A 25,010-nucleotide genomic window follows, 5' to 3' on the forward strand; every position below is an offset into this window, starting at 1 on the left:
GCACTACATTCATCCCTGAAGCTGGGTCCCATCGCGCATCCATGCGCTCATCTCAATGAACTGCGAAGCTACGCTTCGGTCTCATTTCGTCCATGTGAAAGTAGAACATCGCCAGCAAAGGTTACCCCGGACAATTAAAGAAGCCCGCTGCAGCAATGCAGCGGGCTTTTTGCTATGTGCAGAATTTTCGCATCACGAAGTGATAATGCGGAAACTTCTGCGCAAGGTGAAGTGAGCAACCTTCACAGTAGCCACTCTGTTGATTCTGATACATTTTTCAAACGCCTAAATAACTAAACCCTAAACTTCAGTTAAACTAATTCAGTTCACCTTGCGCGAAAAGAATGTAAGCGCTACGCGCTTGTCATAAACCTTTCGCACTATACTTGCGCAAAGAAAATGTGCTCGCTTTGCTCGCTGTCATTAACTTTGCACCTTGCTTCAATATTTAAAAAATTAATTTATAATTCTTTTTTTATTAGCTTTTCATATCTATCTATTTTCAGGAATTTTAATGAGCGATCTCATCCATTGGTTCGACTTACTCGGTGTTATGGTTTTTGCTATTTCTGGGACCCTTATTGCCCATAAAAAGCATTTAGATGGTTTTGGTGTTGTCGTACTAGCTGCGGTAACAGGTATTGGTGGTGGAACGCTGAGGGATATTATTTTAGATGAGCCGGTTTTTTGGCTGCATGATCCAAGCTATTTTATTGCTATTTTTAGTGCAGTATTGATCAGTATTGTTGTATTGAACCAGCAAAAGCAAATTCCGAGTAAATTTTTACAGGTGGCAGATGCGTTTGGGTTGGCACTTTTTGCTGTAATGGGCACGCAAAAAGCCATGTCTATCGGTATGCCAGCAACAACATCAGTGATTATGGGGGTGCTAACTGGGTGTTTTGGTGGGGTGATCCGTGATGTACTGGCTGGTGATATCCCCCTACTTTTAAAAGGGCAGCTCTATGCTATTACCTGTATTTTAGGCGGGATCGTCTATACTCAGTTAATGTCTTTTTCTATAGCGATAGAAGTAAGTATGTTGTTTGGCATGTTAACCACCTTAGTTGTTCGATTGATGGCGATGCGTTACAACTGGGTGATACACGTTTTTAAATATTAACTGATAGGGACAAGGATATGTCTTTAGCAAAAATTCTTACCCGCGCACAAGTCGGCGTCAAAGCACCTAAAGTGACGGTTGAAGTTCATTTAAGCAATGGACTTCCTGCTTTTATTATTGTTGGTCTTCCTGAAACCTCAGTAAAAGAGTCTAAGGAACGAGTACGTTCTGCACTCGTTAATTCAGGTTTTTTGTTCCCAGACCAACGTATAACAGTAAACTTAGCACCTGCAGATTTGCCAAAAGAAGGTGGGCGATATGACCTCGCAATTGCCGTTGGGATATTGGTTGCTTCTGGTCAAATACAAAATACAGAGATAAGTAACTTTGAATTTTTTGGTGAGCTTGCATTAAGTGGTGAGCTTTCTGCTATTACTGCTATTTTGCCTTCGGTTATGGCTGCTACTGAAGAGAATCATGTTGCTTATATCCCTAAGGGTAACGATCAACTCGCAAGCTTAGTATCTCAGTCAAATAGAAAAGCCGTCACCAGTTTGCAAGAAATTTGGCTAGACCTACATGGGCAGCAATCACTCCCTTTAAATATTACTTACGATCAAGTTTCTGAACAGTCTCTTGAGCAATTAGATATGAGTGATGTGAAAGGTCAGAAAATAGCAAAGAGAGTATTAGAAATTGCTGCGGCAGGTGGTCATAACCTCCTTTTCTTGGGGCCGCCTGGTACCGGTAAATCTATGTTGGCTCAACGTATTCCAACAATTATGCCTCAAATGACAACGCAGCAAGCACTTGAAACTGCTGCTGTGTACTCTCTAGTTGGGCAGTCGGTCACACATCAAAACTGGTTGAACCGTCCATTCAGATCTCCGCACCATACTTGTTCAGCAGTCGCATTAGTTGGAGGGTCATCCAACCCTAAGCCGGGAGAAATATCATTGGCGCATAATGGCATTTTGTTTTTAGATGAATTGCCTGAGTTTGATCGAAAAGTATTAGATTCATTAAGAACACCGATGGAGACGGGCCAAGTCACTATTTCTCGTGCTGCTAGGCAAGTCGATTTCCCTGCTAATTTTCAGTTGGTTGCGGCACTTAACCCCAGCCCAACTGGGCACCATAGCGATAAACGGGCAACACCTGATCAAGTGTTAAAATACCTATCAAAAGTATCAGGACCATTTTTAGATAGAATCGATCTGCAAGTCGAATTACCAAGGTTAACGACTGAAGAGCTTCAGTCTACTCAGCCTGAAGAATCGAGCGCTGAGATCCGTATTCGGGTAGAGAAAGCGGTTCGCTTTGCTTATCAACGACAAGAAAAAAACAACGCAGCGTTATCAACCAAAGAGCTGCAATTACATTGTGCATTATCAAAAGCAGATGCTATTTTTCTGGGGAAAGCGGCCGAGAAATTGGCATTGTCACCACGTTCATATCATAAGGTTTTGAAAGTGGCGCGTACTATTGCAGATTTAAACTTGCAGGAGGATATAGATTTAGCCTCTCTAAAAGAGGCGCTAAGTTATCGTGCTTTTGAGCGATTACTCGCTCAGTTAACCGCGTATTAAGTAGATAGCATGTAGCCTTTACCGCGAACCGTAACGATACGTTTTTGCTCTTTTTCATCGCCCAGCTTCTTACGTAAGCGGCCGATAAGTACGTCAACCGTTCGGTCACTTGGGCTCCAGTCTGGCTGGCCGATATCTTCTGAGATTTTTTCTCGAGAAGTCGCCTTTCCTGCATTGGCGATTAAACAAATAAGTACTTTGTGCTCCGCTTCAGTTAATCGTGATTCTTCAGCTGCGCCATTAATCAGAGTGCGGTTATCTGGATGAAGTTTGAAATCTGAGTACTCAATAAACTCTTCAGACTCATCGTCATCATTTGCAATCGTTAAGCGCTTACACAAAGCGCGCATTCTTAATTCAAGTTCAAGTAGATCAACGGGCTTACAAACATAGTCATCAGCGCCTTGTGCTAAGCCTGCGATCCTATCAGCTTGGGAGTCTCTGCTTGATAGCATGATGACACCAATATCTGTCAAGGTATTGAGTTCTTTCGCTAACGCTAAACCGTCAGTGGCAGGCAAAACAATATCGACGATCGCCAGCACAAATCGTTCCTGAGCTTGCGTTGCTTGCTGTACTTTGGCTAATGCAGTTGCACCGGTACTATCAACTTCGATGCTAAATTCTGTTTCAGCAAAATGGCTCATAATGCGTTTTGCTAAAAGTTCATCATCTTCTACTAATAATACTTTGATACTCATAGGTCAGCTATCTATTCAATAATTATGTATATATTAGCACTGTGAAAACATTGCTGAGAAGGGAATAATGACAATTTGTAACAATTGCATAAACATTTATGCAATTGGTTCTGCTAGGCGTGATTAAAATGGTCCACCTTAGAGTGCTTACCCTAAGGTGGACATAATTTATGCATACTTATTTATAAATATACTGCCACCATTGTGGTTGGTCTTTTAAATGCATATCAAAATAAGCCAGCATGGTATCCCACCAGTGGAAGCGACGGTCACGGGCAAATACTTGGTGATCTGTGCCTTTATACTCAATCAATTCTACGTCTTTGCCAAGTAACTTAAGTGCCGTATACATGTTGTGGCTTTCACCTGGAGGCACGTTAGTGTCAGCGTCACCATGGATAAGTAATAACGGTGAGTTTACTTTGTCAGCATGGAAAACTGGGCTGTGATCAGAATAAAGTTTCGGGTTATTCCATGGGAAACTGTTTTTCGAAGCTTCGCCAGAGTATAGGTAGCCCCACCAACCTTGACCCCAATAAGAAGTAATGTTTGAGATACCTGCGTGAGAAATCGACGCACTGAATAAATCCGTTTTAGTCGCAAGTAGCATAGTCATAAAGCCGCCGTAAGATGCACCTAAGTTACCTACTTTGTCTTTATTTACATATGGGTGTGCAGCTAAGAACTTTTTAGTGCCTTCGATAATGTCGTTTGCAGTGTACTCACCCCATGCATTCACGTGCTTAGCAGAGAATTCCTGACCAAAGCCAGTCGCACCCGTTGGTTGTAGCACATACACAACATAACCTTGTGCTGCCCATAGGTTAAACGGATAACGACCGGTAAAGCCGCGCGATACAGGAGAAGTACCGCCATAATAGTATACTAGAGCAGGGTACTGCTTGCTCTCATCTAGGTTGTGAGGTGTGTATACACGACCCTTAATCTCAACACCTTCTTTATTGATGAAGTTAAACTCAGAAAGGGTGGCGATTTCGCTATTGTCATAAGCCAGAGCTTTTGAATCCCACAGTGTTTTAGCGCGGTTTTTAGAAATATCTAAGCGTTTTAATTGCTGAGGGTGAGATGCTTGTGTGCCAGTCACAAGTAAGTCAGGGTTGCGCTCGTCAGAAATACTGAACCTACCTACGACATCAAAGCCTGTTTTTAGCTTAGTGAATCGAGCTTTGCTTTCATCGTATAGATACAGTTGTTGCGTATCACGCTCAGTCACTTTAATTACGACATCATCATTGCGTAATACTTGCATTGAGCCAATTGCAGGGTCGAATGATTTACTTAATGCCTGTGCATTTTTACCCTGACGGTCTAGCTTATAAAGCTGGCCATCGTAGTTGTTCGCAAGCATATTCTCTGGAATAGCGCGGCCTAACCCATTTGCAAAGTCAGGGCCCGCAACCACATAGATACCGTCATCGGCATATTTTGCTGAGCTAAATGTACGGTATTGACCAAGTACAGTCTGCTGGTTGTCTTTTAAATTAACTTCTACAAGCTCTGTTAGCATGTGAGGCGGTTTAGCATAATCGCTAGGATTACGCGTCACCAAAATTGTGCCAGCTTCATTATCAAAATCGGCCAATGAGTGACTCAACTTGCCTTCAGTGATTGGGTTAATAAATCCAGAGTTGATGTCTAACATGAAGATTTGGCTGTTATTACGTGCATAAGACCAGCGATCTTCTAACCCCCTGAAATGTTTAACTAATGTATGCTTACTTTTATCTGACTTAGACCAAGCAAATACAAGCGTGTTGTTGTCGAAGTACTGGAAGCCATATGCGCCATCTAGTTGTTCAGCAACCACTTTCTCTTCTAAGTCTTTAAGGTTTAAAACCGTAACGGCTTTATTGCGAACAAATACAACCTGTTTGCTATCCGCACGCCATTTAATTTGATTTGCAGATAAGCCGTCAAAGCGGTAAAGCACTTTACCCTCTTCATCGGTTAACGTTGTTTTGTTGATGGCTTTATTACCATGATTACCCTGGTAATGACGCTCAGTAACAACATAGTATTCGCCGTTTGGAGAAATCGATACAGAACTGATCGTTGGTGCATCAAAAAGTTGCTTAGCTGAAAGCGCACGAGTTTCTTTTGTCGTCAGTGTAATAACGTCATGTTCTGCTTTAGGTAGGTATTCTAGCGAGACTTTTTTCCAGTCATCTGCTTGTTCTACCACAATAACAACTTGGTGGTCGCCCGTAACCGCATTGATGTCGTATTCTTTGCTGCCAGATAAGGTTTCACCATTTAAAAATACATGGGCTTTTTCGATACCATTAAGCTTTAACTTACCTTGCACAAAACGCTCTGCCGAGAAGTTGAACTTAATCGCTTGCAGGCCTGCAATCGTCAGGTCGTTCACTTCACCAAGTGGTTGCCAAGTCACTTTTTTACCTAATACTGACAGTGTTTTTGAATCACTTTGTAATTTAGGCAATAAGTTATTAATGATGGCAGCTTGGTAAGGCGTATTATTTGGCTTGATTGTTGCTGTATCAGCAAGGGGTCCAATAAACTTTACTTTATTTGCGTCTAGCTCTGCAGCGACAAGTTGCGTAGACAGTGCCGAAAATAGTAAAGTGGCGACCGTTGTTAATTTCATTGATGCACCTATTGTAGGGAAAATAATTGCCCCAATATAGCACATCAAATTAAATCTTCAGCAGAGTTGCGATTAAGTCGCGAGAGTCTGCGAAATTAAGGAGTTTAGGTTGTTTCTGTTATTCAGTTACATGTTTTTGGCCATTGCCATTTCATTTCTATGTTCGGTGATGGAGGCGGTGTTACTCAGTATTACACCAAGTCATGTAGCGATATTAAAAAAAGATAAACCACTACTCGCAAAGCGGGTGCAGGGTTTAAAAGACAATATTGATAAGCCATTATCAGCTATCTTGACCTTAAACACGGTTGCGCACACTGCGGGGGCTGCGGGTGTTGGTGCACAAGCGGCTGCAGTATTTGGTGATGCTGCTGTGGGTATTGCGTCTGCTGTGATGACGTTATTGGTATTGGTACTTTCAGAAATTATTCCTAAAACGCTAGGTGCAACTTATTGGCGTGCACTAACGCCAATTGTGTCATTGGCTTTAACTTGGATGGTTCGAATTCTAAAACCGTTCGTGTGGTTGTCAGATCAACTCACTAAATTAATTGGCTCAAAACAAGACGAAGCGCACTTTATTCGTCAAGAAATTGAGGCTATGGCTGAAATGGGCAGCGAAGCAGGTGCACTGCAACAAGAAGAAAGTGAAACTATTCGAAGCTTATTGCAGTTTAGACATGCCAAGCTTGAAAATGTTATGACGCCAAGAACTGTGCTTTTTAAAGTGCACAAAGATATGACGGTAAACGAGTATTTATCTGAGCATGGCTCGGTATCTTTCTCTCGTATTTTGGTCTATTCAGAGAATACCGATGACATTATTGGCTTCGTGCATAAGAACGACATTATGTTAGCCTTCCATCGCTTAGGAGAAGACTACAAAATCGGTAAGCTAGTAAAGCCGATTTATACTGTTCCTGAGACGCTAGGTGCGCCAGTTCTATTCCAAGCATTATTAGAAAAGCGTATCCATATTGCGCTGATCATTGATGAGTATGGTGATGTGCAAGGTATCGTCACCCTTGAAGATATGATTGAGTCATTAATGGGCATGGATATTGTTGATGAGCGTGAGCAATCGACTAATATGCAACAAGCCGCAAAACAAAAATGGCGTGATCGTGTCGACGGCCACTCTCATTTAATAGAAGCTGATACAGAAGAAGATCAGCCTAAGAATTAAAGTTTGTCATTCTAAGCCAAGAGTGGATCCAGCGAATAAGCTCATTCTTGGCTTTCGGGCGACTGATCAAAAAGCCTTGCATCAATAAGTCATGTTTGTATCGCTCTAGATACTGTAATTCTTCTATTCTCTCTACCCCTTCAGCCACAACTTTAAAGCCTTCTTTGATTGCTAAATCGACCAAGCTCTTGGTGATAACTTGTGAAAAGTAATCTGAATCTATGTGGGTGATCAAAGAGCGGTCTATTTTAATCTCTGTAAATGGCAGAGACTTTAGCTGGTTAATATTCGTAAAGCCGGTACCAAAGTCATCGAGAGAAATTTCAAACCCCTTCATTCTTAAGCGATTTAGCGTTTCAAGCTGATTGGCACTTGATAGTGGTTTTTGTTCGGTGATCTCTAAAATGATATCACTAGGTTGAAGGTGATTTAACTCAAGTAATAAAGACAGCTTTGCCGGGCAATTCATATCTTCTAATTGGATCGGCGATAAGTTGAATGCCAATTGACATGGGTGAGGCAGCTCTTCTTTCAACGCTTCATATTCAGCCGTGGCTTTTTCAAACAACTGAAATGTCACTAAGTTTATTAAATCTAAATCTTCTGCAACATCAATAAATCTTGCCGGTAAAACAGTAAAACCATGCTGCTCAGAGACAATGCGAGCCAGCACTTCAAGGCTTTCAATTTGCTGGGTTGCACGGTTTACCTTAGGTTGATAGAAAGGGGTGATCTCACTATTACTCAATGCATGTAATAACTCAGCTTCACTGATGAGTTGGCCATCTTCTGTCTGAGGCCGAGAGAGCGTGCTGAGCTTTTTAAGCAGTCTTTCTACTTCAACGAGTTGTATTGGCTTGGCAATATTACCCAAGAGCAATGCGTGATTCTGCCTAGCTAGGTTTGACGCGAGGTCAATAATACGACGGTCCATTTCTGAGATAATAATCACGCCGCCTTGATAGCCTTTCTGACCGAGTTGCCTGATCAGTTCCATGCCATCCATTTCAGGCATATTTAAATCTGTAAAAATGGCATCAAAGACTTTAGGTTGTTGTTCTACTTGTGACAATGCTGCTTGTGCTGACTCACAACAAGTGACGTGCTCAACGCCGAGCTCGGCCAAGATTGCCTGCATGACCATGAGAATGGCCTGTGAATCATCAACAACCAAAATACGCTGTGTTTTAAAGCTCATAAATCACTCCCTGAAATTGGTTAGGATATTTAAGTTTAGAACAGCGAAATAGAAATGACCAAATCGAGATCAAAAAATGATGGTTTGTCACTGTTAGAGTTTGTTGGGATAATAGAAAAAAACTTTAGTTTTAGCATCATGACTCGGATCGAACTTAACGTGGCTGGACAGCCAATTTCTCTGATTTTTAATCAACAACAAATCATTCAAGTTTTTCATCAACAACAAGCCTTAGTACTTGAATTGGAAACTGAGCATCTACAAAGTTGCCAGATAAACGAACAGGTAGTGAACTTTAATACCTCACAGCTTGCACAAGGGCTGCTAGGGGTTGCTGTGAATGCGCAACCGCCACAGTGGCTCGAAGTGCCTCACCAACAAGCTGAAAGTAAGCGAGGCTGGTTGGGTTTAGCGATGCTTAGTTTTAAAATTTTCAAAAGTGCTAAGGTCGTAAAGGCTGCGCTTGCGGGAGCGTCAGTCGCAGGCTATGCATGGTTATTCTCGTTGGAATTTGCCCTGATGATCATTGCCTGCTTGGTGGTACATGAATATGGTCATGTGCGTGCAATGAAGTACTTTGGTATCAAGACGAAGGGTATCTATTTAATTCCTTTCGTAGGTGGCTTAGCTGTCAGTGATGAAAAAATTACAACCCGTTGGCAAGATGTGGTGATCTCTTTAATGGGGCCTGCATTTGGCTTAATTACCTCAGTGTTGGGGGTGGTGCTGTATTACGCAACAGATATGGAGATTTTTGCCGGTGTCGCCGTGCTTAGTGCACTACTTAACTTATTTAACTTATTACCTATTCTACCTCTGGATGGCGGTCACGTACTAAAAAGCATTAGTTTCTCTATGCGTTCTTGGGTGGGTCTCTTAGCCTGTTTTGGTGGGGTGTTACTGGGGCTTTATATCAGTTGGACATTTGGTTTGATGCTACTGGTGTTTTTTATCTTTATAGGCAGTTTGGAGATAGTGTTTGAGTGGCGTGATCGTCATATTTCTCATCTGTTACCCCTTGATAGATATGGTCAGATTGTCTCAGCGCTGATGTATGTGGTTGTAGCAGTAGGGCACATTGCAGTGATGATGCACTTTGCAGATTCAGACAATGTGATTTTAAGCTTACCAATGAAGATCTTATCTAATTAAGTATGTATGTCGCCGTTGATGATTGTAACGGCGACATCTTTTCAGTCACTCGCAATATTTAAGCGAAGGTGAGTATTGCCGCAATGATAATGCCACTCACTGCTAACTGGATCAGACAAAAACCCATGATATCTTTGGCCTTTAAGCCTGCTATTGCTAGCACAGGCAATGCCCAAAATGGTTGAATGAGGTTAGTCCAAGCGTCACCCCAAGCAACAGCCATCGCTACTCGGTTTATCTCAGCGCCTAGCTCTATCGCTGCAGGTAAAACAATCGGGGCTTGCACAGCCCATTGACCACCACCTGAAGGGACAAAAATATTCACCAAGCCGGCACTAATAAAACTCCAAAACGGCAGTGTGTCAGCGCTACTCATTGAGACAAAGATATTGGAAATTTGTTGAGCGAGGCCAGAGTCTTTCATGATTGCCATGATCCCAGCATAAAACGGAAATTGAATAATAATACCGGCACCGCCGCTCACTGCTTCTTGCAAGCTTTTAAGAAGGTTAGCAGGCGTTTGATGAAGCAAAATAGCCAAAAATAAGAATAAGCCGATCACACTATTCAGATTGAGCCCACCACCGAGCGCAATAAAGTAATAGCCCATATAACCACAGCCCAAGGTGCCAATGAGTATGCCGAGTAACTTACTGTGTTCTAGTTTTTCAGCTGGGGTATTGATGCTAACAACCGCAACTTTTTTATCTTCAAGCTTATTTTTCTCAACAATGATTTGTTGGTCTTTAGGCGGCAGTAGCAAGGCATTAAGAAGAGGAAGCACAACCAGTAATACGGCCATTAAAATTAAATTAAAATGCGAAAACAGGGTATCTTGCGTTGTAATAATCCCAATACTGTCGCTAGAAAAATGGCCTTCTGTTGCAATGGTTAAGGGCACTGAACCCGATAACCCACCATGCCACACAATAAAACCAGAATAGGCACTTGCGACTAATACGCGGTAATCGACTTGTACATGGCGAGCGAGTGCTTTGGCAAATAATGCTCCAACAACCAACCCAAAGCCCCAGTTTATCCAACTGGCAAGCATAGATACTAAGGTCACCATGACAATTGCCGTAGAACCTGAGCTGGCTTTTTGCGCGAGTTTATCAAGCAGAGACTTACAAACAGGCGTACTAGCTAGCATAAAGCCCGCTACGAGTACCATTAACATCTGCATCGCAAAGGTTAGCAATGCCCAAAAGCCTTGGCCCCAAGATGTGACGGCTTGCTCAAATGAAAAAGGGGTTAAGGTGATGCTGAGTGATAAAACAACCAATGTTAATAAAAGTACGATAACGTAGGGGTCGGGTAAGTAACGTTCGACCAATTTAGTCACGGGCTGAGAGAGTTTAAAAAGCATGATGAAATCCTGTTATTATTCTTTTAGCTATCAAGACACTAATCTTGTGCTCTGTTATCTATTAAGCATAACTAAATATCGAATGGACTGCTTTACTATTTATATCTAAAATTCAGTATGTTAAATGACGCCCAATAAAGTGAGTAAAAAAACCAATAAATGGCTTATTAAACCACCTTTATAACTTTAAAATAGAAAGTGATTTGTTTAACTGTTTGATTTTTATTGATTAATATTTTTGGCACGATTACTGTTTAGTTAATAACAGAAATCTTAAATAAGAGAGGTTACCATGGCAGAACAAGGTTCAGGCGGTAATGTAATCGCCGCAATTTGTAATATATTTTTTCCTGGTTTAGGCCAGCTGGTACAAGGTCGTATTATTCCAGCACTTATTTTTGCAATCATCGTGTTTGGTGGTTATGCGCTTTGGTTCTTAGTACTTCCAGCGATCATTGCAGCGGTTGCACACTTATGGGCAATCATAGATGCAGCGAAATACACTAGCTATCGTTCACGGTACGAGCGTTAGCAACCACACACTTAAAGTAAAAACGCTGAGCAGTGTTGAGAGCACAACACTGCTAGCAGCAACATCTTGTTTTACTCTTAATTGTCTTGCTACTAAGTAAGCATTCACGCCCAGTGGCGATGCGGCCATTAGAGTGACAACGGCAACATGCGCTGTTGGTAGGTTAAAAAACCAAGTTGCAAAGGAAAAAACAGCTGCGGGTAGAAGCCCGAGCTTAATAATGCTGATTATTAATGCGCCTTTCCAAGCTTCTTTCACCGAATATTGATTTAAACTCGCACCTAACACAAATAACGCCCCTGCGATTGCTGGCTCGCTTAGTAAATCTAGCCCATTGATGAGTGTTGTAGGTAGAGGAAATGACATCGCGTTTGCCACAATACCTAAGCTAATACTCAGCACGACGGGGTTGAGTAATAAAGGCTTTAATAACTCACCCAAGCTCCCTTTCACGTTACTACTTAAAGCAAAGGTCAATGCAAATAAGAGTGCACTATGAAAAGTGATCACCATAAACACTAATGCGCCATAATGCTCACCAAGTGCCATGATTATGATGGGCAAGCCAACTAATACCGTATTTGAATAACACCCAGAAAGCGAAAGAACCGCAGATTCAGCCAGTGATAGCTTACCAAGCACTTTAAAAGCAATGCATACTGCAAAATACACAAGCACCACAGGCAGATAAAAGCTGAGTAGTAGGTTGAGTGACAATGCCTGTTGTAAATCGGCTTTGTACATACTGAGAAAAAGAAAAATGGGAATAGCCAAATTGAAAATAAAGGTGCGCAGCCCTTCAAAATGGGTAGAGGATAAAAATTGTATTTTGGCACAAATAAACCCAGCGGTGACCACGAAGATCAGCGGGAATAGAATATCAATTGGGTTCATATCTACTCGAAATAGTGTCGGAGCGTGAATTATCCTGTTTGCGCTATGAAAGCTCAAGTCGCTGGGCAGTTTATGTCATGCAAAGTATAATATTCTTTGTTTATAAGTTTATTAATTTTGAGAGACAGTCGTATGGAGTATCAATTTATTCGTGACCTAATCAGTGGTTTCAGGGTCAAGATCAGTGACGAGCAAGCTTTGATTGGTCGCTGGTTTAACGAAGAGCTGGCTCACAATGAAGTTAAAGACTTACTCGCGCAATGTCGTAATATTAAGTCATTAAACACGCCTTTGGTCAGACTGGGCAAAGAAGTACGCTTTAAGTTGTGTGAGCAAGAGGCATTATTTGAAGCGCATAGCTTATTTCATAACAACGATGACTTAGCGCAATATCAAGATGATGCACTTGAACTCGACGAGCATGGCCTAATGGCAGTCTGTGGTTTTGAAGATTTTGTTGAGTTATTAGAAGCTTGGAATGACTTTATTGGAAGAGGCCGCTAGGGCTTCTTCCAAGTTTAATCTTACATCGTAGCCTGCTCTGGTGGCGCACCGTAGATTTGTTCGGCTCTGTTAAACAGTACCCAAGACGTCAATATATACTTATCGTTAGAAACTGGAATGCAGCCTCGGTGTGTATGGGTAAAATAAGCCGGAGCGACAACCATAGCGCCTTTTTTAGGGGCTATTTTTTTATTCTGATAGTGAAACTCAGTTTCTCCCCCTTCTTCAACATCATTCAAATAAAACATAAATAACAGTACGCGATGAAGCGCTTCATTATGGCCAAGCTGAGGGTATACTTCACTGTGCCAATACGGATAACCGCCTTTTCCAGCTTGGTATTTTTGCGCTTGAATGTTGCCCAAACGAAATAGCTGCTGCGTAAGCACGTGAATTTGTGGCTTACCGACTTCTTCGAAATTATCGACAGTTAGGTCAACAGGTTGCCCTGTTTTTGGGTGGTACACCTTTAAACCAAATGCACCGATCATCATAAAGAAGTGTTCTTCAATATACTTAAACACATGCTGTGCGGTGACTTGTTGAATGTGTTGTAAAGTCTGTGCGTACTCAGGGTGCGCATTTAAATACAGATCGTGACTAATTTTTTTGCTTAGATCGACACCACCAGACGTGACCCCTTGCTTTAGGTGAGGGCTTTGGTCAAACTGCTGCACAAATGTATCGCAAAAGTCAGTTGAGAGTGCGTTGTCGTAAACGCGAATAAAATCTGTCATCTGAGTACCTACAGGATATTAGAATTATTATGTTGTCAGAAAAACTCATGCCGCGTTTTAGTGAAACCGACGTGCTCGGACACATCAACAATACCGCACTACCGGTTTGGTTTGAAGCCGCGCGTGTGCCTATTTTTAAGATTTTTACCCCTGACCTAGATCCAAAACAATGGAGATTGATTGTTGCCAAGGTCGAAGTGACCTTTAAAGGCGAGTTGTTTTATGGTCAAGAAGTTGAAGTTAAAACTGCCATTGAGCGCATAGGGTCAAGCTCATTTGTGATTTTACAGCAAGCTTGGCAGCACGGAACGTGCTGCGCTGAGGGCAAAACCGTGATGGTACGTTATGACTTTGCGAATAAAAGCTCACAACCATTAAGTGAAGAAGAAAAACAGCAGCTTACTGCTTTTCTTCTGTAGGTATTGAAGCCGAAGATTTAAATTGGTGGCCAATGGCCACCGAAATACAAGGTTTGACTTCGTATTTATAGGTACGCTCTTGCTCGGACAGTTGCGTGATCTCTAAAATCTCATAATCATTTAGCTCTACCATGCGGCTCCCCTCAGTGACCTGACAGCGAGAATAGCTATCGGCTTCTAGTTCGTAGATAAAATAAGCCAGAATGGTTTTGATTTTATTATCGTATGCTTCGGCACGTTCAGAGAGTGAAATGGTTGCCGCATCACCTTCTCCGATATTCACAGAAAGCACCGGGCTTTGATCTTGCTGCGCTTGAGCAATGGCTTGATCGACTTGTTCCGCATTTACTTCTTTTGGCTTCGCTGGTTCAGACAGTTCTTTGTCAACTTCCTCGGTTACATTGGTGCTTACTGTGGTATTACTAAAACTTTCGATCACATTCGTGAACATGGTACTCATGCCACCAAACATACCCGACGTAAATGTAAACATAAGTACAAATACAAAGAGCATGACACACAGTGTCATACGCACAAAGCTGGTAATAATTGGAAAGCGGTATTCAGGTGGGTGCCACATGGTGTGTAAACCAAAAGGGCGCATGAATAACAAAAGTAAGACATAGAAGGGCTGTAATAGTGGCACTAATAGTAAAATACTGAGTGTGCTGATGAAGAACCAGGACGGTAAAGACAGCATTAAACTGAGGTTATGGGTATACGGGAAGTGGTCAGCACTGACTCCCGTAATATCATTGATAGCGCCTGCCGCATAAGCTAACGCATAGTTGGCGATAAACGCATAAAAAATCAATATTACGGCTTTACCGGGTAAACTGTCCCAGAACTTCATTAATTTTGGCCACAGCTCACTCAGTAGTGCGATGATAATGATCGCAACCATTAAAAACGTCGAGGGCGAAAACAAGTCATTTAAAAATTGTTCGTTTTCAGAGACTCCAGGTACAGGCTCAGACTCGCTATTTAATAATAGAAAAAACAACGCAATGGCCGTGAAATATAAGCGTTGGGAAAATGTGAGTGAGCGCCAGAACGTGAGCCACCGCGTTTTTAAGCTATAGTAAAAACCTGATAGGTGCTTGGGAGAAGGGAGCTTTTCCATGAGTTGGTCCGTTTTTTTATTATTTATCATTGTTAGCACATCTTTATTCTTAACTAATATAGCGCTTTAGCTTGGCTAGACAAATGAAGTTTTATGCCGGGTGAAATACAAGGCTTCACTTCAAAGTGATAGGCTTTTTCTTTACCTTCTATCGGCCAGATCTCTAAAATATCGTAATCATTGAGCTCTACAACACGTCTTCCTGGTGTGACCAGACATCGAGAGTAGCTATCGGCTTCTAGTTCATAAATAAAGTAAGCAAGAATTTGCTTTATACGGTTGTCGTAGTTGTTAACACGTTCGTTGTAGAGTTTTAGCTCTTTATCAATTTCATCAGAGTCTGTATTGAGTGTTGCTTTACTTTTTTCAGGGTTCGACATAGCTGAGTTATCGACAGCTGAAGGCTGCTCTTGGTCAAACTTTCTAATGCCATAGGTTACTTTTACCGGCGTAAAATTACTGACTAGGGTGCTGAAAATGGTATTCATGCTGCCAGCGACACCAGAAGATATGCTCATAACGAAAAAAAAGACCGCGAGAATAGTACATAAAAACATACGCACAACACTCGTTATAATAGGAAACCTATATTCTGGCGGATGCCAGCGAGTGTGTAGCCCGAAGGGCCTCATTAACAATAAAAAGGCCATATAAATCGGTTGTAATAATGGTATCAGAACAAGCACCATAGAGGTGCTGATCATAAACCAAGTAGGTATTGATAGGATTAAGCTTAAATTATGGGTGTATGGGAAGTGTTCAGCACTGACACCCGTAATATCATTAATGGTGCCAGAGGCATAAGCCAGCGCATAGTTAGCTAAAAAAGCATAAAAAATAAAAGTAACGGTTTTACCGACAGTACTCTCCCAAAATTTTACAATTCTTGGCCACAATTCGCATATTAATCCAATAAGAATAGCCAGCGTAAGCAAGTAAGTACTCGTTCTGAATGAGTTGGCCCAAACTATACTTTCACTATTTTTATGTGCGTCATGGCCTCCAAAAACCCCTGATATAAGATCAGGAATTTCAGGAGAAAAAATCAGGAAAGCAATTAGATAAAATCTCTGTGGGAGTGTCAAAGATTGCCAAAAACTTAGAACTTTACTGGTTGAATTTTTTATCGTTATAGAGGCGCTTTTAATACTTGCTAGAGTTTGCATGAATACATCCGTTATTCGTTTTATTTTTTATTCAGGCTCTTTAATCTAATAAAAGATAAGAAAAAGGCTTGCCCCTATTATGAGGGCAAGCCTTAAAAAATTAAATAAAATTTAACACTATGCTAATTAGTGCTGCGCCTCTTAAAGCAAAGGTTTTAGATATCTACCTGTGTGAGATGCATCACATTCAGCAACGGCTTCAGGTGTGCCCGAGATAAGAATTTGACCACCGCCGGCACCCCCTTCAGGACCTAAGTCGACAATCCAATCTGCGGTTTTTATCACATCGAGATTGTGTTCAATCACTACTATAGTGTTGCCATGGTCGCGCAGGCGATGCAGTACAGCCAGTAATTGTTGAATATCGTGGAAGTGTAAGCCTGTGGTCGGCTCATCTAAAATATATAGGGTTTTACCAGTATCGCGCTTCGATAATTCTCTAGCGAGTTTCACACGCTGCGCTTCACCACCAGAAAGTGTAGTAGCTGCTTGCCCTAAACGAATATAAGTCAGGCCAACATCCATTAAAGTTTGCAGCTTGCGGCTGATCGCTGGAATTTTATCGAAGAACTCACGAGCATCTTCAACCGTCATCTCTAATACTTCATGGATGTTTTTGCCTTTATAAAGTACTTCTAAGGTTTCACGGTTATAACGTTTACCAGAACACACATCACAAGGTACGTATACGTCAGGTAAGAAGTGCATTTCAACTTTGATAACACCGTCACCCTGACACGCTTCACAGCGGCCACCTTTTACGTTAAAGCTGAAACGACCCACTTTGTAGCCACGTGAGCGCGCTTCTTGTGTGCCCGCAAACAGTTCACGAATCGCCGTGAAGATACCGGTATAGGTTGCAGGGTTTGAACGCGGTGTACGGCCTATCGGGCTTTGGTCAATGTCGATCACTTTATCGAAATGTTCAAGGCCTTGAATGTCTTTGTGAGGGGCAGGCTCAGCCGTGGTCGCTCCATTCAGTGCTGTGTGAGCCAGCTTAAATAGCGTGTCATTAATAAGGGTTGATTTACCAGAGCCCGACACACCAGTGATACAGGTCATTAAGCCAAATGGAATACGCAGGTCGACATTTTTTAAGTTATTACCTGTGGCGCCAAAGAGCTCTAGCCATTTCTCTTCTGGCTGGTGGCGTTGCTCAGGTACGACAATGGCTTTTGCACCACTTAAATACTGACCTGTTAAAGACTCAGGTGAATTAAGAATGTCGTCACGCGAGCCTTGTGCGACAACATGGCCGCCATGAACACCTGCACCTGGGCCGATATCAATAATATAATCGGCAGCGCGGATGGCATCCTCATCGTGTTCAACCACAATTACAGTATTTCCTAAGTCACGTAGGTGAGTTAACGTGCTAAGCAAGCGGTCATTATCGCGCTGGTGAAGACCGATTGACGGTTCATCAAGCACATACATAACACCGACGAGGCCGGCACCAATTTGACTAGCAAGGCGAATACGCTGCGCTTCACCGCCTGAAAGGGTATCGGCGCTACGTTCTAGTGATAAATAATTCAAACCAACATTGATTAAGAAGGATAAACGGTCGCGGATCTCTTTTAAGATTTTTTCAGCGATTTGTGCGCGTTGACCTGTAAGCTCTAACTCATCGAAGAAGGTCATTGCGTCGCCGATGCTCATTAATGTCACATCTGGCAGCGTTGTTTTCCCAATAAACACATGGCGGGCTTCTTCACGTAAACGCGAGCCATTACAGCTAGGACAGGCTTGATTGGTTTGATACTTGGCAAGCTCTTCGCGCACTGAGCTGGATTCCGTCTCACGGTAGCGGCGACTCATATTATTCAGCACGCCTTCGAATTCGTGATTACGGGTGATCACATCACCTCGATCATTGCGATAGTTAAAGGCAATCTTGGTTTTACCAGAACCTTCGAGTACCACAGTTTGTGCTTCTTTTGATAGTTTTTCGAAAGGTGCTTCTAAATCAAAGCCATAATGGTCAGCCACAGATTGCAGCATTTGGAAGTAATAGAAACTGCGTTTATCCCAGCCTTTAATCGCACCGCCACTTAAGCTAAGTTCAGGGTTTTGTACTACGCGACTTGGGTCAAAATATTGTCTTACACCTAAGCCATCACAGCTTTGACAAGCGCCTGCTGGGTTGTTGAATGAGAATAAACGTGGCTCAAGCTCAGTCATGGCATAGCCACAAGTCGGGCAGGCAAAGTTAGCAGAGAAGGTAAGCTCTGCTTGTTCTGCATCGTCCATGTTCGCAACAACGGCCACACCACCCGATAACTCTAATGCGGTTTCGAAGGATTCTGCCAAACGTTGTTGCAAGCCATCTTTTACTTTAAAACGGTCAACAACCACTTCAATAGTATGTTTTTTATGTAATTCTAAAGTTGGTGGATCGCTTAAATCACACACTTCGCCATCAACACGGGCACGAATGTAGCCTTGAGCACTTAATTGCTCGAATAGTTTGACGTGTTCACCCTTACGATTTTTTACCACAGGCGCTAACAGCATCAGTTTGCTGCCTTCAGGTTGCTCTAAAACAGTATCTACCATCTGGCTGATAGTCTGTGCTGCAAGCGGTAAATCATGAGTCGGACAGCGAGGCTCACCCACACGTGCGAATAGTAAGCGTAGGTAATCGTAAATCTCGGTAATAGTACCCACAGTAGAGCGAGGGTTGTGAGACGTTGATTTTTGCTCAATAGAAATTGCAGGTGACAGACCTTCAATATGGTCTACATCGGGTTTTTCCATCAAAGATAAAAATTGGCGCGCATAAGCTGAAAGCGACTCGACATAACGGCGTTGGCCTTCTGCATATAAAGTATCAAACGCGAGAGAGGATTTACCTGAGCCAGATAACCCTGTGATAACAATCAACTTATCACGTGGAATAGTCAATGAAATATTCTTCAGGTTATGGGTGCGGGCGCCTCTTACTTCTATATTATCCATGATGCTCCAGTAACTGCTTGAGGGTGTAATCAAACTTCGCCACAGTATCGCACATTTTTGTGAAAATTATCGCTTCTTTGTAAAAGCATCTACACTGAATAAGTGGTAAAAATGTGGCTAATAAATTTTGAAAAGACTATACGTACTCCTTCTCTTTTTGGTTTTCAGTCTCAATGTGCAGGCGCTTACGGGCACGCGCATTAACCCTGATTGTAATTTAGTAGTGCGTTTTGAAAACTTTGCCCGTTATAACAACCAAACTGATGCTTTGAGCTGGCATGGTCTAGATGTTGATTTTGCCAAAGCGCTTTTAGAAGAAGCAAACTGTAGCTATAAGTTCGTAAGTTTACCTTGGGGTCGTTCAATCAAAATGCTTGAGACCGGTGAGATAGCTATGATGTTGAGTATGTCACCAACCAAGCAGCGAGAGCGGTTTGCTTATTTTATTGGCCCTCAACGCAACGAAACCATTGTGTTTGTGACTCATAAGTCTCGTCCTTACACACTTAAGGCTTATCAAGATTTACTCACATTACCAGCACCTATCGCAATTCATCGAGATGCAGTTTATGGTCCTGAAGTTGACGCACTTTTAAAAAATGCACCGAATGTAGAAGAGCGCTTTACGGTGATCACCAATAATAAGCTACGAATTAGCATGCTCAAACATGGCCGCATTTCAGGTTTCTTTGCTGAAAAATATAATATGCTTTATCAGTCAGAAAATAATCCAGACTACATGCAAGTCGAAATAAACCCCTTCGTCATTAATCGAGAACCTGTTTACATTGCACTTAGCAAACAGAGTGTTTCTCCGAAAATTAAAGCGCGCATGGAACGGGCTTTGGAGAAACTAAAGCAATCAGGCAAGATCAGTGAAATCCTAAAAAAATACAAATTAGATTAAGTTTTTTGCAATGGCTATTTTTTTGTTAAACTGTCGCGCGCATTTGCGAGCCAGATAATAACGAGAATTATGTCTAACCAATCATTAAACGCCTTAGAAAAACGCGCTGCTTTTTCGCTAGCCAGTGTATTCGCATTCAGAATGCTCGGTTTATTTATGCTGATGCCTGTACTCGCCATTTATGGTCAGTCACTTGAGCATGTCTCGCCAATGTGGATTGGTTTAGCAATCGGCGCATATGGTTTAACCCAAGCTTTATTACAGATCCCTATGGGCTGGTTATCCGATAAAGTGGGAAGAAAGCCGGTCATTATTGGTGGCTTAGTCGTGTTTGCTATCGGTTCAGTGATTGCCGCAGTCGCAGATTCAATCTACTGGGTGACGGTTGGCCGAGCTTTACAAGGTATGGGCGCCATTGCCAGTGCTTTATTGGCTTTAGCTGCAGATTTAAGTCGAGATGAACAACGCCCTAAAGTGATGGCCGTAATAGGTATGTGTATCGGCTTAAGTTTTGCGGTTGCTATGCTACTTGGGCCTATGGTGGCGGCCTCATTTGGTATTTCAGGGGTATTCTGGTTAACAGCAGGGTTGGCAATTTTAGGTATTGTGATTGTGTCTTTTGTGGTTCCTAATGCATTAAACCGCGCCCCAAAAGGCGATACAGTCGCGTCTGTTGCTGATATAAAACGACTGGCAAAGCATCCGCAGTTACTTCGCTTAGATCTTGGTGTGATGCTACTTCACCTCACGCTCACAACCTTATTTGTGGTTTTGCCTGGTCAGTTAATCATTGGCGGTTTAGCGGCTGAAAGTCACTGGCAGCTTTATATTCCCGTTTTATTGGCTGCATTTATTTTAATGGCGCCTTTAATGATTATTGCCATCAAAAAACAAAAAGAAAAACAGGTCTTTTTACTTTCTATTTTCGTGCTAATTTTTAGTGCCTTAGGCCTTATTTTGTTGCCAACATCAATCATGAGCATTGCCTTGTGTATGTTGTTTTACTTTATTGCCTTTAACTTCCTTGAAGCGACCATGCCGGCCTTGGTATCGCGTATAGCCCCTGCTAATCAGAAGGGCTCTGCCATGGGCGTTTTCTCATCGGGGCAATTCTTTGGGGCGTTTTTAGGTGGTATTTTAGGGGGTTATCTAGCGCAAATTGGTGAAGCGAATACAGTGTTTGCGGCTGCAGCAGGAGTTGGGGTAATATGGCTATTTATTGCATGGCAAATGCAGATCCCTCCTAAGAGTAAAGTGATCAGTTTAATGGCTGATTTATCCGACCCACATAGAGCTGAGCAATTAGCTGAGCAATTGGTGGCGCTACCGGGAGTGATCGAAGCGACGATGGTGAACGACGAAAATCGTAGTTACCTAAAAGTAAATGATAAAGAATTTGATATAAACCAAGCAAAGCAAATACTTGGCTTGAATTAGTGTGAGGAGAGTGCGTCATGGCACGCGGTGTAAACAAAGTAATTTTGGTTGGTAACTTAGGCCAAGACCCAGAAGTTCGTTACATGCCAAATGGTAACGGTGTAGCAAACATCAGCATTGCTACAACAGATAGCTGGAAAGATAAAAACACAGGGCAAATGCAAGAGCGTACTGAGTGGCACCGTGTAGTGTTGTTCGGTAAATTAGCTGAAGTTGCAGGTGAATACTTACGTAAGGGCTCACAAGTTTATATCGAAGGTCGCTTACAGACTCGTAAATGGACTGATCAAAGCGGACAAGAAAAGTATACAACAGAAATCGTTGTAGACATGGGCGGTCAGATGCAAATGTTGGGTGGTCGTGGTGAGCAGCAAGGTGGTGGCCAGTATCAAGGTCAGCAGTCTGGTGGTTTTAATAATCAACAGTCTCAGTATAACCAAGCACCACAGCAACAGCAGGCACCGCAACAGCAAGGTGGTTTCGCACCGCAGCAGCCATCGCAACAACAAGGTGGCTTTGCACCGCAACAGCAGCAATCTCAGCAAGGCGGTTTTGCACCTCAACAGCAATCTGGTCAGCAGCAAGGTGGATTTGCACCTAAACCACAATCAGCACCACAAGGCGGCGCATCAAACCCGATGGAGCCACCAATCGATTTTGATGACGACATTCCGTTCTAACGAGTAACTCGTTTATAAAACGAAATAGATTTCATAAACCCCTGCTTTTGCGGGGTTTTATTTTTTCTATCAGTTAAAATTATTTGCCAGTAACCTAATGCTAGGCTTTCCGTGCGCTAAACTTGAGTTTTTAAGACTTGTGAACAACACTTAGTCAATGTTGATTGAGGTGTTGTATGGTGATGAAGCCGCTATTTAAACGCGTAACAGACACATTATCTAAGTGGTATTTAGCGATTGCCTCGATATTGCTTGTATGCTTTCTTAATGCACTGCTCATTCATTTATTCCACCTACAGATCCATCAAAGAGGTATGCAGTTTGTTCAGCAAGTTAGTTTACTGTCTGAAGCAGAGCGAACAGATGACAAACTCGATATATTGGCGCGACAATTTAACTTGCAGTTTGTCTCATTCGGCACAAAACCAAGTTCAAATATAAAAAACCTAGACACCTTTGAGTTTGCGGGCTCCACAATTTACGTACAACACCCAAAAGTATTGCGGGAGTATGCAAGCACTTTATTGATGTTTAATTTGTTATTTATAGGTCTAATTGTGTTTGGCTATCGCTGGTGGCTGATATATAGAGTGAGACCAAAACCTTTTCTTCGCCAACCACAGAAGTCTTTGCCTATCGAAAGAGAAAATGTGCTGCCTTCAATCCAGCAACCAAGAAGCACAGACGAGAACTCATTTAGTATTTTTGCGTTGATCAAATGGAGCTATCATTTAGAAGAAGGTATCGACGCACAGCAGCATTTCGCGATTCAATTCCATAAGCACTTTTCTAAATATGCCAAATGTTCAGTTAAATACTTAAACTCAGGTGCTTTGGCGGTCACTATCGAGCAAGTTGCTTGGGGGGATGTATCAGCAGTCAGTAAAAAAATGCACGAAGTGGTGTATCAGATCCTGTTTGCCATTCGCGGCGACCTCTCACGCAAAGTGGTTAAATTAGGCGCTTGTTATTATCAGTCAAAATGTGATCAAACTCAGGTGTATCAGCTTGCACGCTCTGCATTGAGTGTTGCGACTAATAACGTGTGGCAGCATATTCACCTTACGCCACTCAATAAAACGCACGAAATATCTATGCAAAACTCAGAATCAGACTTCATTAAGTATATTGAGAATGGCCAGTTTATTCTCTTTTTCCAACCCTTATTCTGTTTTGCGACTCAAGAAATTACTCAGAGTGAAGCATTATTAAGAGTGAGGCATGAGAAGCTAGGTTTAATTGCAGCCAAGCAATTTGTTCCTCAGTTACATAGCAAGGAAAGCTTGTGGACATTAGACACCTTTATTGTTGAGCACACTTTTAAGGTCTTGAGTAAAGATAAAAGCCATTTGTTGGCGAGTGTGAACATCCATACTATTAATTGGTGCGACCCCAAGTTTGCTAATTGGCTTTTGGAAAAGTTAGCACAAAGTCAATTGGCAAAACGGGTGTTATTTGAAATGACCTTAGATGATTTTTGTCAGCAACGTGTATTACTTGAAGACATAGTGTTAAGACTAGAAACAGTTGGTACTGGGTTAGTACTTGACCAAGTATCAGAGTCCTTTAATGTGAAAGACTTAAAGCAAGTGCAATGTATCAAAGCGTTAAAGCTATCTTTTGATCTTGTTCATAACATAGATGAATCACATGCCCAGCAAAAAATTGTACGTCATATTGTAAGGCAGGGTAAACAGCTTGGTTTACCTGTTTATGCTGTTGGTGTTGAAACACAAACTGAACTACAGTGCTTACAGCGCTTAGGTGTAAAAGGGGCTCAAGGGTATTATTTTTCGGAGCCACTTCAGCAGCTAGAACTAGCGGGTTATTAAGCCGCGATATCTCAAACCGTCAAGACCTTGTAAACCGCCAGTATGTATGGCCATGATACTACTGCCCTGTGGGAAGTAATCTTGGCTTATGAGTTGCCATACCGCAAACAGCATTTTACCTGTATATATAGGCTCTAAAGGTAGTTGATATGTTTGCCTCATAAGTTGACAAAATGTCCAAACATCATCTGTGAATTTACCATACCCACCATAGTGATGATCTGTTAATAACTGCCATGGTGCGCCACTGTGGTTATCTGTCAGTAGTTGCGCGATTTCTTGATTTAGATAGTCAGCTTGCTTTAAGACAGCAATGCCCATAACTTGGGTATTATGTGCGCATCCTTTGGCAAGCCCCGCGACAGTACCTCCACTACCTGTTGCACAAATCACATAGTCTGATTGAGGTAAACTTTTCGCTAATTCAGCCACACCGCTCAGTGCCGCTTTATTAGTACCACCCTCGGGTATGATGAAGCTATTAGGAAATTCAGTTTGTAGGATTTTCAGATAAGCAGGGTCATGGCGCAATCGATACGTTTTGCGGTTTACCGCATATAAGTTCATACCACAAGCACGGGCCATCTTAATGGTTGGGTTATTTTCATCAATGTCTGGCCCTCGAATAATTGCGTGGCCAGTTAAGTTGAAAGTTTTACATGCCATTGCACTGGCATATAAATGGTTTGAGAAAGCACCGCCAAAGGTGACAAAAGAGTCATGGCCTTTGCTTTTCATATTGATCAAGTTGTATTTGAGCTTGCGCCATTTATTACCTGAAATGACTGGATGCAGTAAGTCATCCCGTTTAATTGCGAGCTTGATCTTTTTTTGTTCAAGTAACGGATGTTGAATTTCTTGTACAGGAGATTCAGGCAATACAAACTGATTATTATCCATACTAATGATGATTGAGTGTAAAACCTCAGTC

At 42.1% G+C, this 25,010-nt stretch carries 21 protein-coding genes; 11 read left to right on the top strand and 10 right to left on the bottom strand.

Features of this window, described 5'->3' with window-relative positions; genetic code table 11:
• Positions 1-514: 514 nt before the first annotated feature.
• Positions 515-1,123 (top strand): trimeric intracellular cation channel family protein, encoded by a 609-nt coding sequence (locus tag AAEU28_RS16855; RefSeq protein WP_421965168.1) that lies wholly within the window; start codon positions 515-517, stop codon positions 1,121-1,123.
• Between the two features lie 17 nt (positions 1,124-1,140).
• On the top strand, positions 1,141-2,652 hold the full coding sequence (locus tag AAEU28_RS16860) for a YifB family Mg chelatase-like AAA ATPase (RefSeq protein ID WP_421965169.1): 1,512 nt from the start codon (positions 1,141-1,143) through the stop codon (positions 2,650-2,652).
• On the opposite strand, the gene AAEU28_RS16865 is transcribed toward AAEU28_RS16860, so the two are convergent.
• Both AAEU28_RS16865 and AAEU28_RS16870 read right to left on the bottom strand, forming a co-directional pair.
• Positions 2,649-3,353 (bottom strand): response regulator transcription factor, encoded by a 705-nt coding sequence (locus tag AAEU28_RS16865; RefSeq protein ID WP_349284812.1) that lies wholly within the window; start codon positions 3,351-3,353, stop codon positions 2,649-2,651. The genes AAEU28_RS16860 and AAEU28_RS16865 overlap by 4 nt on opposite strands.
• A gap of 178 nt (positions 3,354-3,531) precedes the next feature.
• Positions 3,532-5,982, bottom strand: a complete 2,451-nt coding sequence (locus AAEU28_RS16870; protein WP_421965170.1) for an alpha/beta hydrolase family protein — start codon at positions 5,980-5,982, stop codon at positions 3,532-3,534.
• A gap of 109 nt (positions 5,983-6,091) precedes the next feature.
• Between AAEU28_RS16870 and AAEU28_RS16875 the strand changes: the two genes are divergently transcribed.
• A complete protein-coding gene (locus tag AAEU28_RS16875) occupies positions 6,092-7,168 on the top strand; it encodes a hemolysin family protein (protein WP_421965171.1) in 1,077 nt (358 codons plus the stop codon).
• Here the strand turns inward: AAEU28_RS16875 and AAEU28_RS16880 are convergent.
• Positions 7,158-8,366, bottom strand: coding sequence for an EAL domain-containing response regulator (locus AAEU28_RS16880; RefSeq protein ID WP_421965172.1), 1,209 nt, complete (start codon positions 8,364-8,366; stop codon positions 7,158-7,160). The genes AAEU28_RS16875 and AAEU28_RS16880 overlap by 11 nt on opposite strands.
• Before the next feature lie 138 nt (positions 8,367-8,504).
• Here AAEU28_RS16880 and AAEU28_RS16885 point away from each other — a divergent pair, with 138 nt between their 5' ends.
• On the top strand, positions 8,505-9,518 hold the full coding sequence (locus AAEU28_RS16885) for a site-2 protease family protein (protein WP_421965312.1): 1,014 nt from the start codon (positions 8,505-8,507) through the stop codon (positions 9,516-9,518).
• A gap of 58 nt (positions 9,519-9,576) precedes the next feature.
• Here AAEU28_RS16885 and AAEU28_RS16890 read toward each other — a convergent pair whose 3' ends face one another.
• Positions 9,577-10,887: a short-chain fatty acid transporter gene (locus AAEU28_RS16890; RefSeq protein ID WP_421965173.1), complete on the bottom strand. Its 1,311-nt coding sequence runs from the start codon at positions 10,885-10,887 to the stop codon at positions 9,577-9,579.
• Between the two features lie 292 nt (positions 10,888-11,179).
• On the opposite strand from AAEU28_RS16890, the gene AAEU28_RS16895 reads away from it, so the two are divergent.
• Entirely contained in the window at positions 11,180-11,419 is a 240-nt protein-coding gene (locus AAEU28_RS16895; protein ID WP_130255620.1) for a hypothetical protein, read from the top strand.
• Here the strand turns inward: AAEU28_RS16895 and AAEU28_RS16900 are convergent.
• Complete coding sequence (locus AAEU28_RS16900; protein WP_421965174.1) at positions 11,402-12,313, bottom strand: AEC family transporter; 912 nt, start codon at positions 12,311-12,313, stop codon at positions 11,402-11,404. The genes AAEU28_RS16895 and AAEU28_RS16900 overlap by 18 nt on opposite strands.
• A 132-nt stretch (positions 12,314-12,445) precedes the next feature.
• Here AAEU28_RS16900 and AAEU28_RS16905 point away from each other — a divergent pair, with 132 nt between their 5' ends.
• Positions 12,446-12,817, top strand: coding sequence for a YacL family protein (locus AAEU28_RS16905; protein WP_421965175.1), 372 nt, complete (start codon positions 12,446-12,448; stop codon positions 12,815-12,817).
• Between the two features lie 20 nt (positions 12,818-12,837).
• On the opposite strand, the gene AAEU28_RS16910 is transcribed toward AAEU28_RS16905, so the two are convergent.
• Entirely contained in the window at positions 12,838-13,554 is a 717-nt protein-coding gene (locus AAEU28_RS16910; protein ID WP_421965176.1) for a 2OG-Fe(II) oxygenase, read from the bottom strand.
• Positions 13,555-13,583: 29 nt separating this feature from the next.
• Here AAEU28_RS16910 and AAEU28_RS16915 point away from each other — a divergent pair, with 29 nt between their 5' ends.
• Positions 13,584-13,973, top strand: a complete 390-nt coding sequence (locus AAEU28_RS16915; protein ID WP_421965177.1) for an acyl-CoA thioesterase — start codon at positions 13,584-13,586, stop codon at positions 13,971-13,973.
• On the opposite strand, the gene AAEU28_RS16920 is transcribed toward AAEU28_RS16915, so the two are convergent.
• From AAEU28_RS16920 to uvrA, 3 genes are all read right to left on the bottom strand, one after another.
• A complete protein-coding gene (locus AAEU28_RS16920) occupies positions 13,954-15,096 on the bottom strand; it encodes a hypothetical protein (protein ID WP_421965178.1) in 1,143 nt (380 codons plus the stop codon). The two genes, AAEU28_RS16915 and AAEU28_RS16920, sit on opposite strands and share 20 nt — an antisense overlap.
• A 53-nt stretch (positions 15,097-15,149) precedes the next feature.
• Positions 15,150-16,262, bottom strand: coding sequence for a hypothetical protein (locus tag AAEU28_RS16925; RefSeq protein WP_421965179.1), 1,113 nt, complete (start codon positions 16,260-16,262; stop codon positions 15,150-15,152).
• 141 nt (positions 16,263-16,403) lie between these two features.
• Positions 16,404-19,223, bottom strand: a complete 2,820-nt coding sequence (gene uvrA / locus AAEU28_RS16930; protein ID WP_421965180.1) for an excinuclease ABC subunit UvrA — start codon at positions 19,221-19,223, stop codon at positions 16,404-16,406.
• A gap of 127 nt (positions 19,224-19,350) precedes the next feature.
• On the opposite strand from uvrA, the gene AAEU28_RS16935 reads away from it, so the two are divergent.
• From AAEU28_RS16935 to AAEU28_RS16950, 4 genes are all read left to right on the top strand, one after another.
• Positions 19,351-20,130, top strand: coding sequence for a substrate-binding periplasmic protein (locus AAEU28_RS16935; RefSeq protein ID WP_421965181.1), 780 nt, complete (start codon positions 19,351-19,353; stop codon positions 20,128-20,130).
• A 69-nt stretch (positions 20,131-20,199) separates the two neighbouring features.
• The gene (locus AAEU28_RS16940; protein ID WP_138481660.1) at positions 20,200-21,567 is read left to right on the top strand and encodes an MFS transporter; all 1,368 of its coding nucleotides are present in this window, start codon (positions 20,200-20,202) and stop codon (positions 21,565-21,567) included.
• Positions 21,568-21,584: 17 nt separating this feature from the next.
• Positions 21,585-22,247 carry a single-stranded DNA-binding protein gene (gene ssb / locus AAEU28_RS16945; RefSeq protein WP_421965182.1) on the top strand — a complete coding sequence of 221 codons (663 nt, stop codon included), beginning with the start codon at positions 21,585-21,587 and terminating at the stop codon, positions 22,245-22,247.
• Between the two features lie 182 nt (positions 22,248-22,429).
• Positions 22,430-24,079, top strand: a complete 1,650-nt coding sequence (locus AAEU28_RS16950; protein ID WP_421965183.1) for an EAL domain-containing protein — start codon at positions 22,430-22,432, stop codon at positions 24,077-24,079.
• On the opposite strand, the gene AAEU28_RS16955 is transcribed toward AAEU28_RS16950, so the two are convergent.
• Complete coding sequence (locus tag AAEU28_RS16955) at positions 24,065-24,979, bottom strand: 1-aminocyclopropane-1-carboxylate deaminase/D-cysteine desulfhydrase (protein ID WP_421965184.1); 915 nt, start codon at positions 24,977-24,979, stop codon at positions 24,065-24,067. The genes AAEU28_RS16950 and AAEU28_RS16955 overlap by 15 nt on opposite strands.
• Positions 24,980-25,010 lie beyond the last annotated feature (31 nt).

The organism is Pseudoalteromonas sp. SS15 (genome assembly GCF_049257195.1).
In the GTDB taxonomy this organism is placed as follows: domain Bacteria; phylum Pseudomonadota; class Gammaproteobacteria; order Enterobacterales; family Alteromonadaceae; genus Pseudoalteromonas.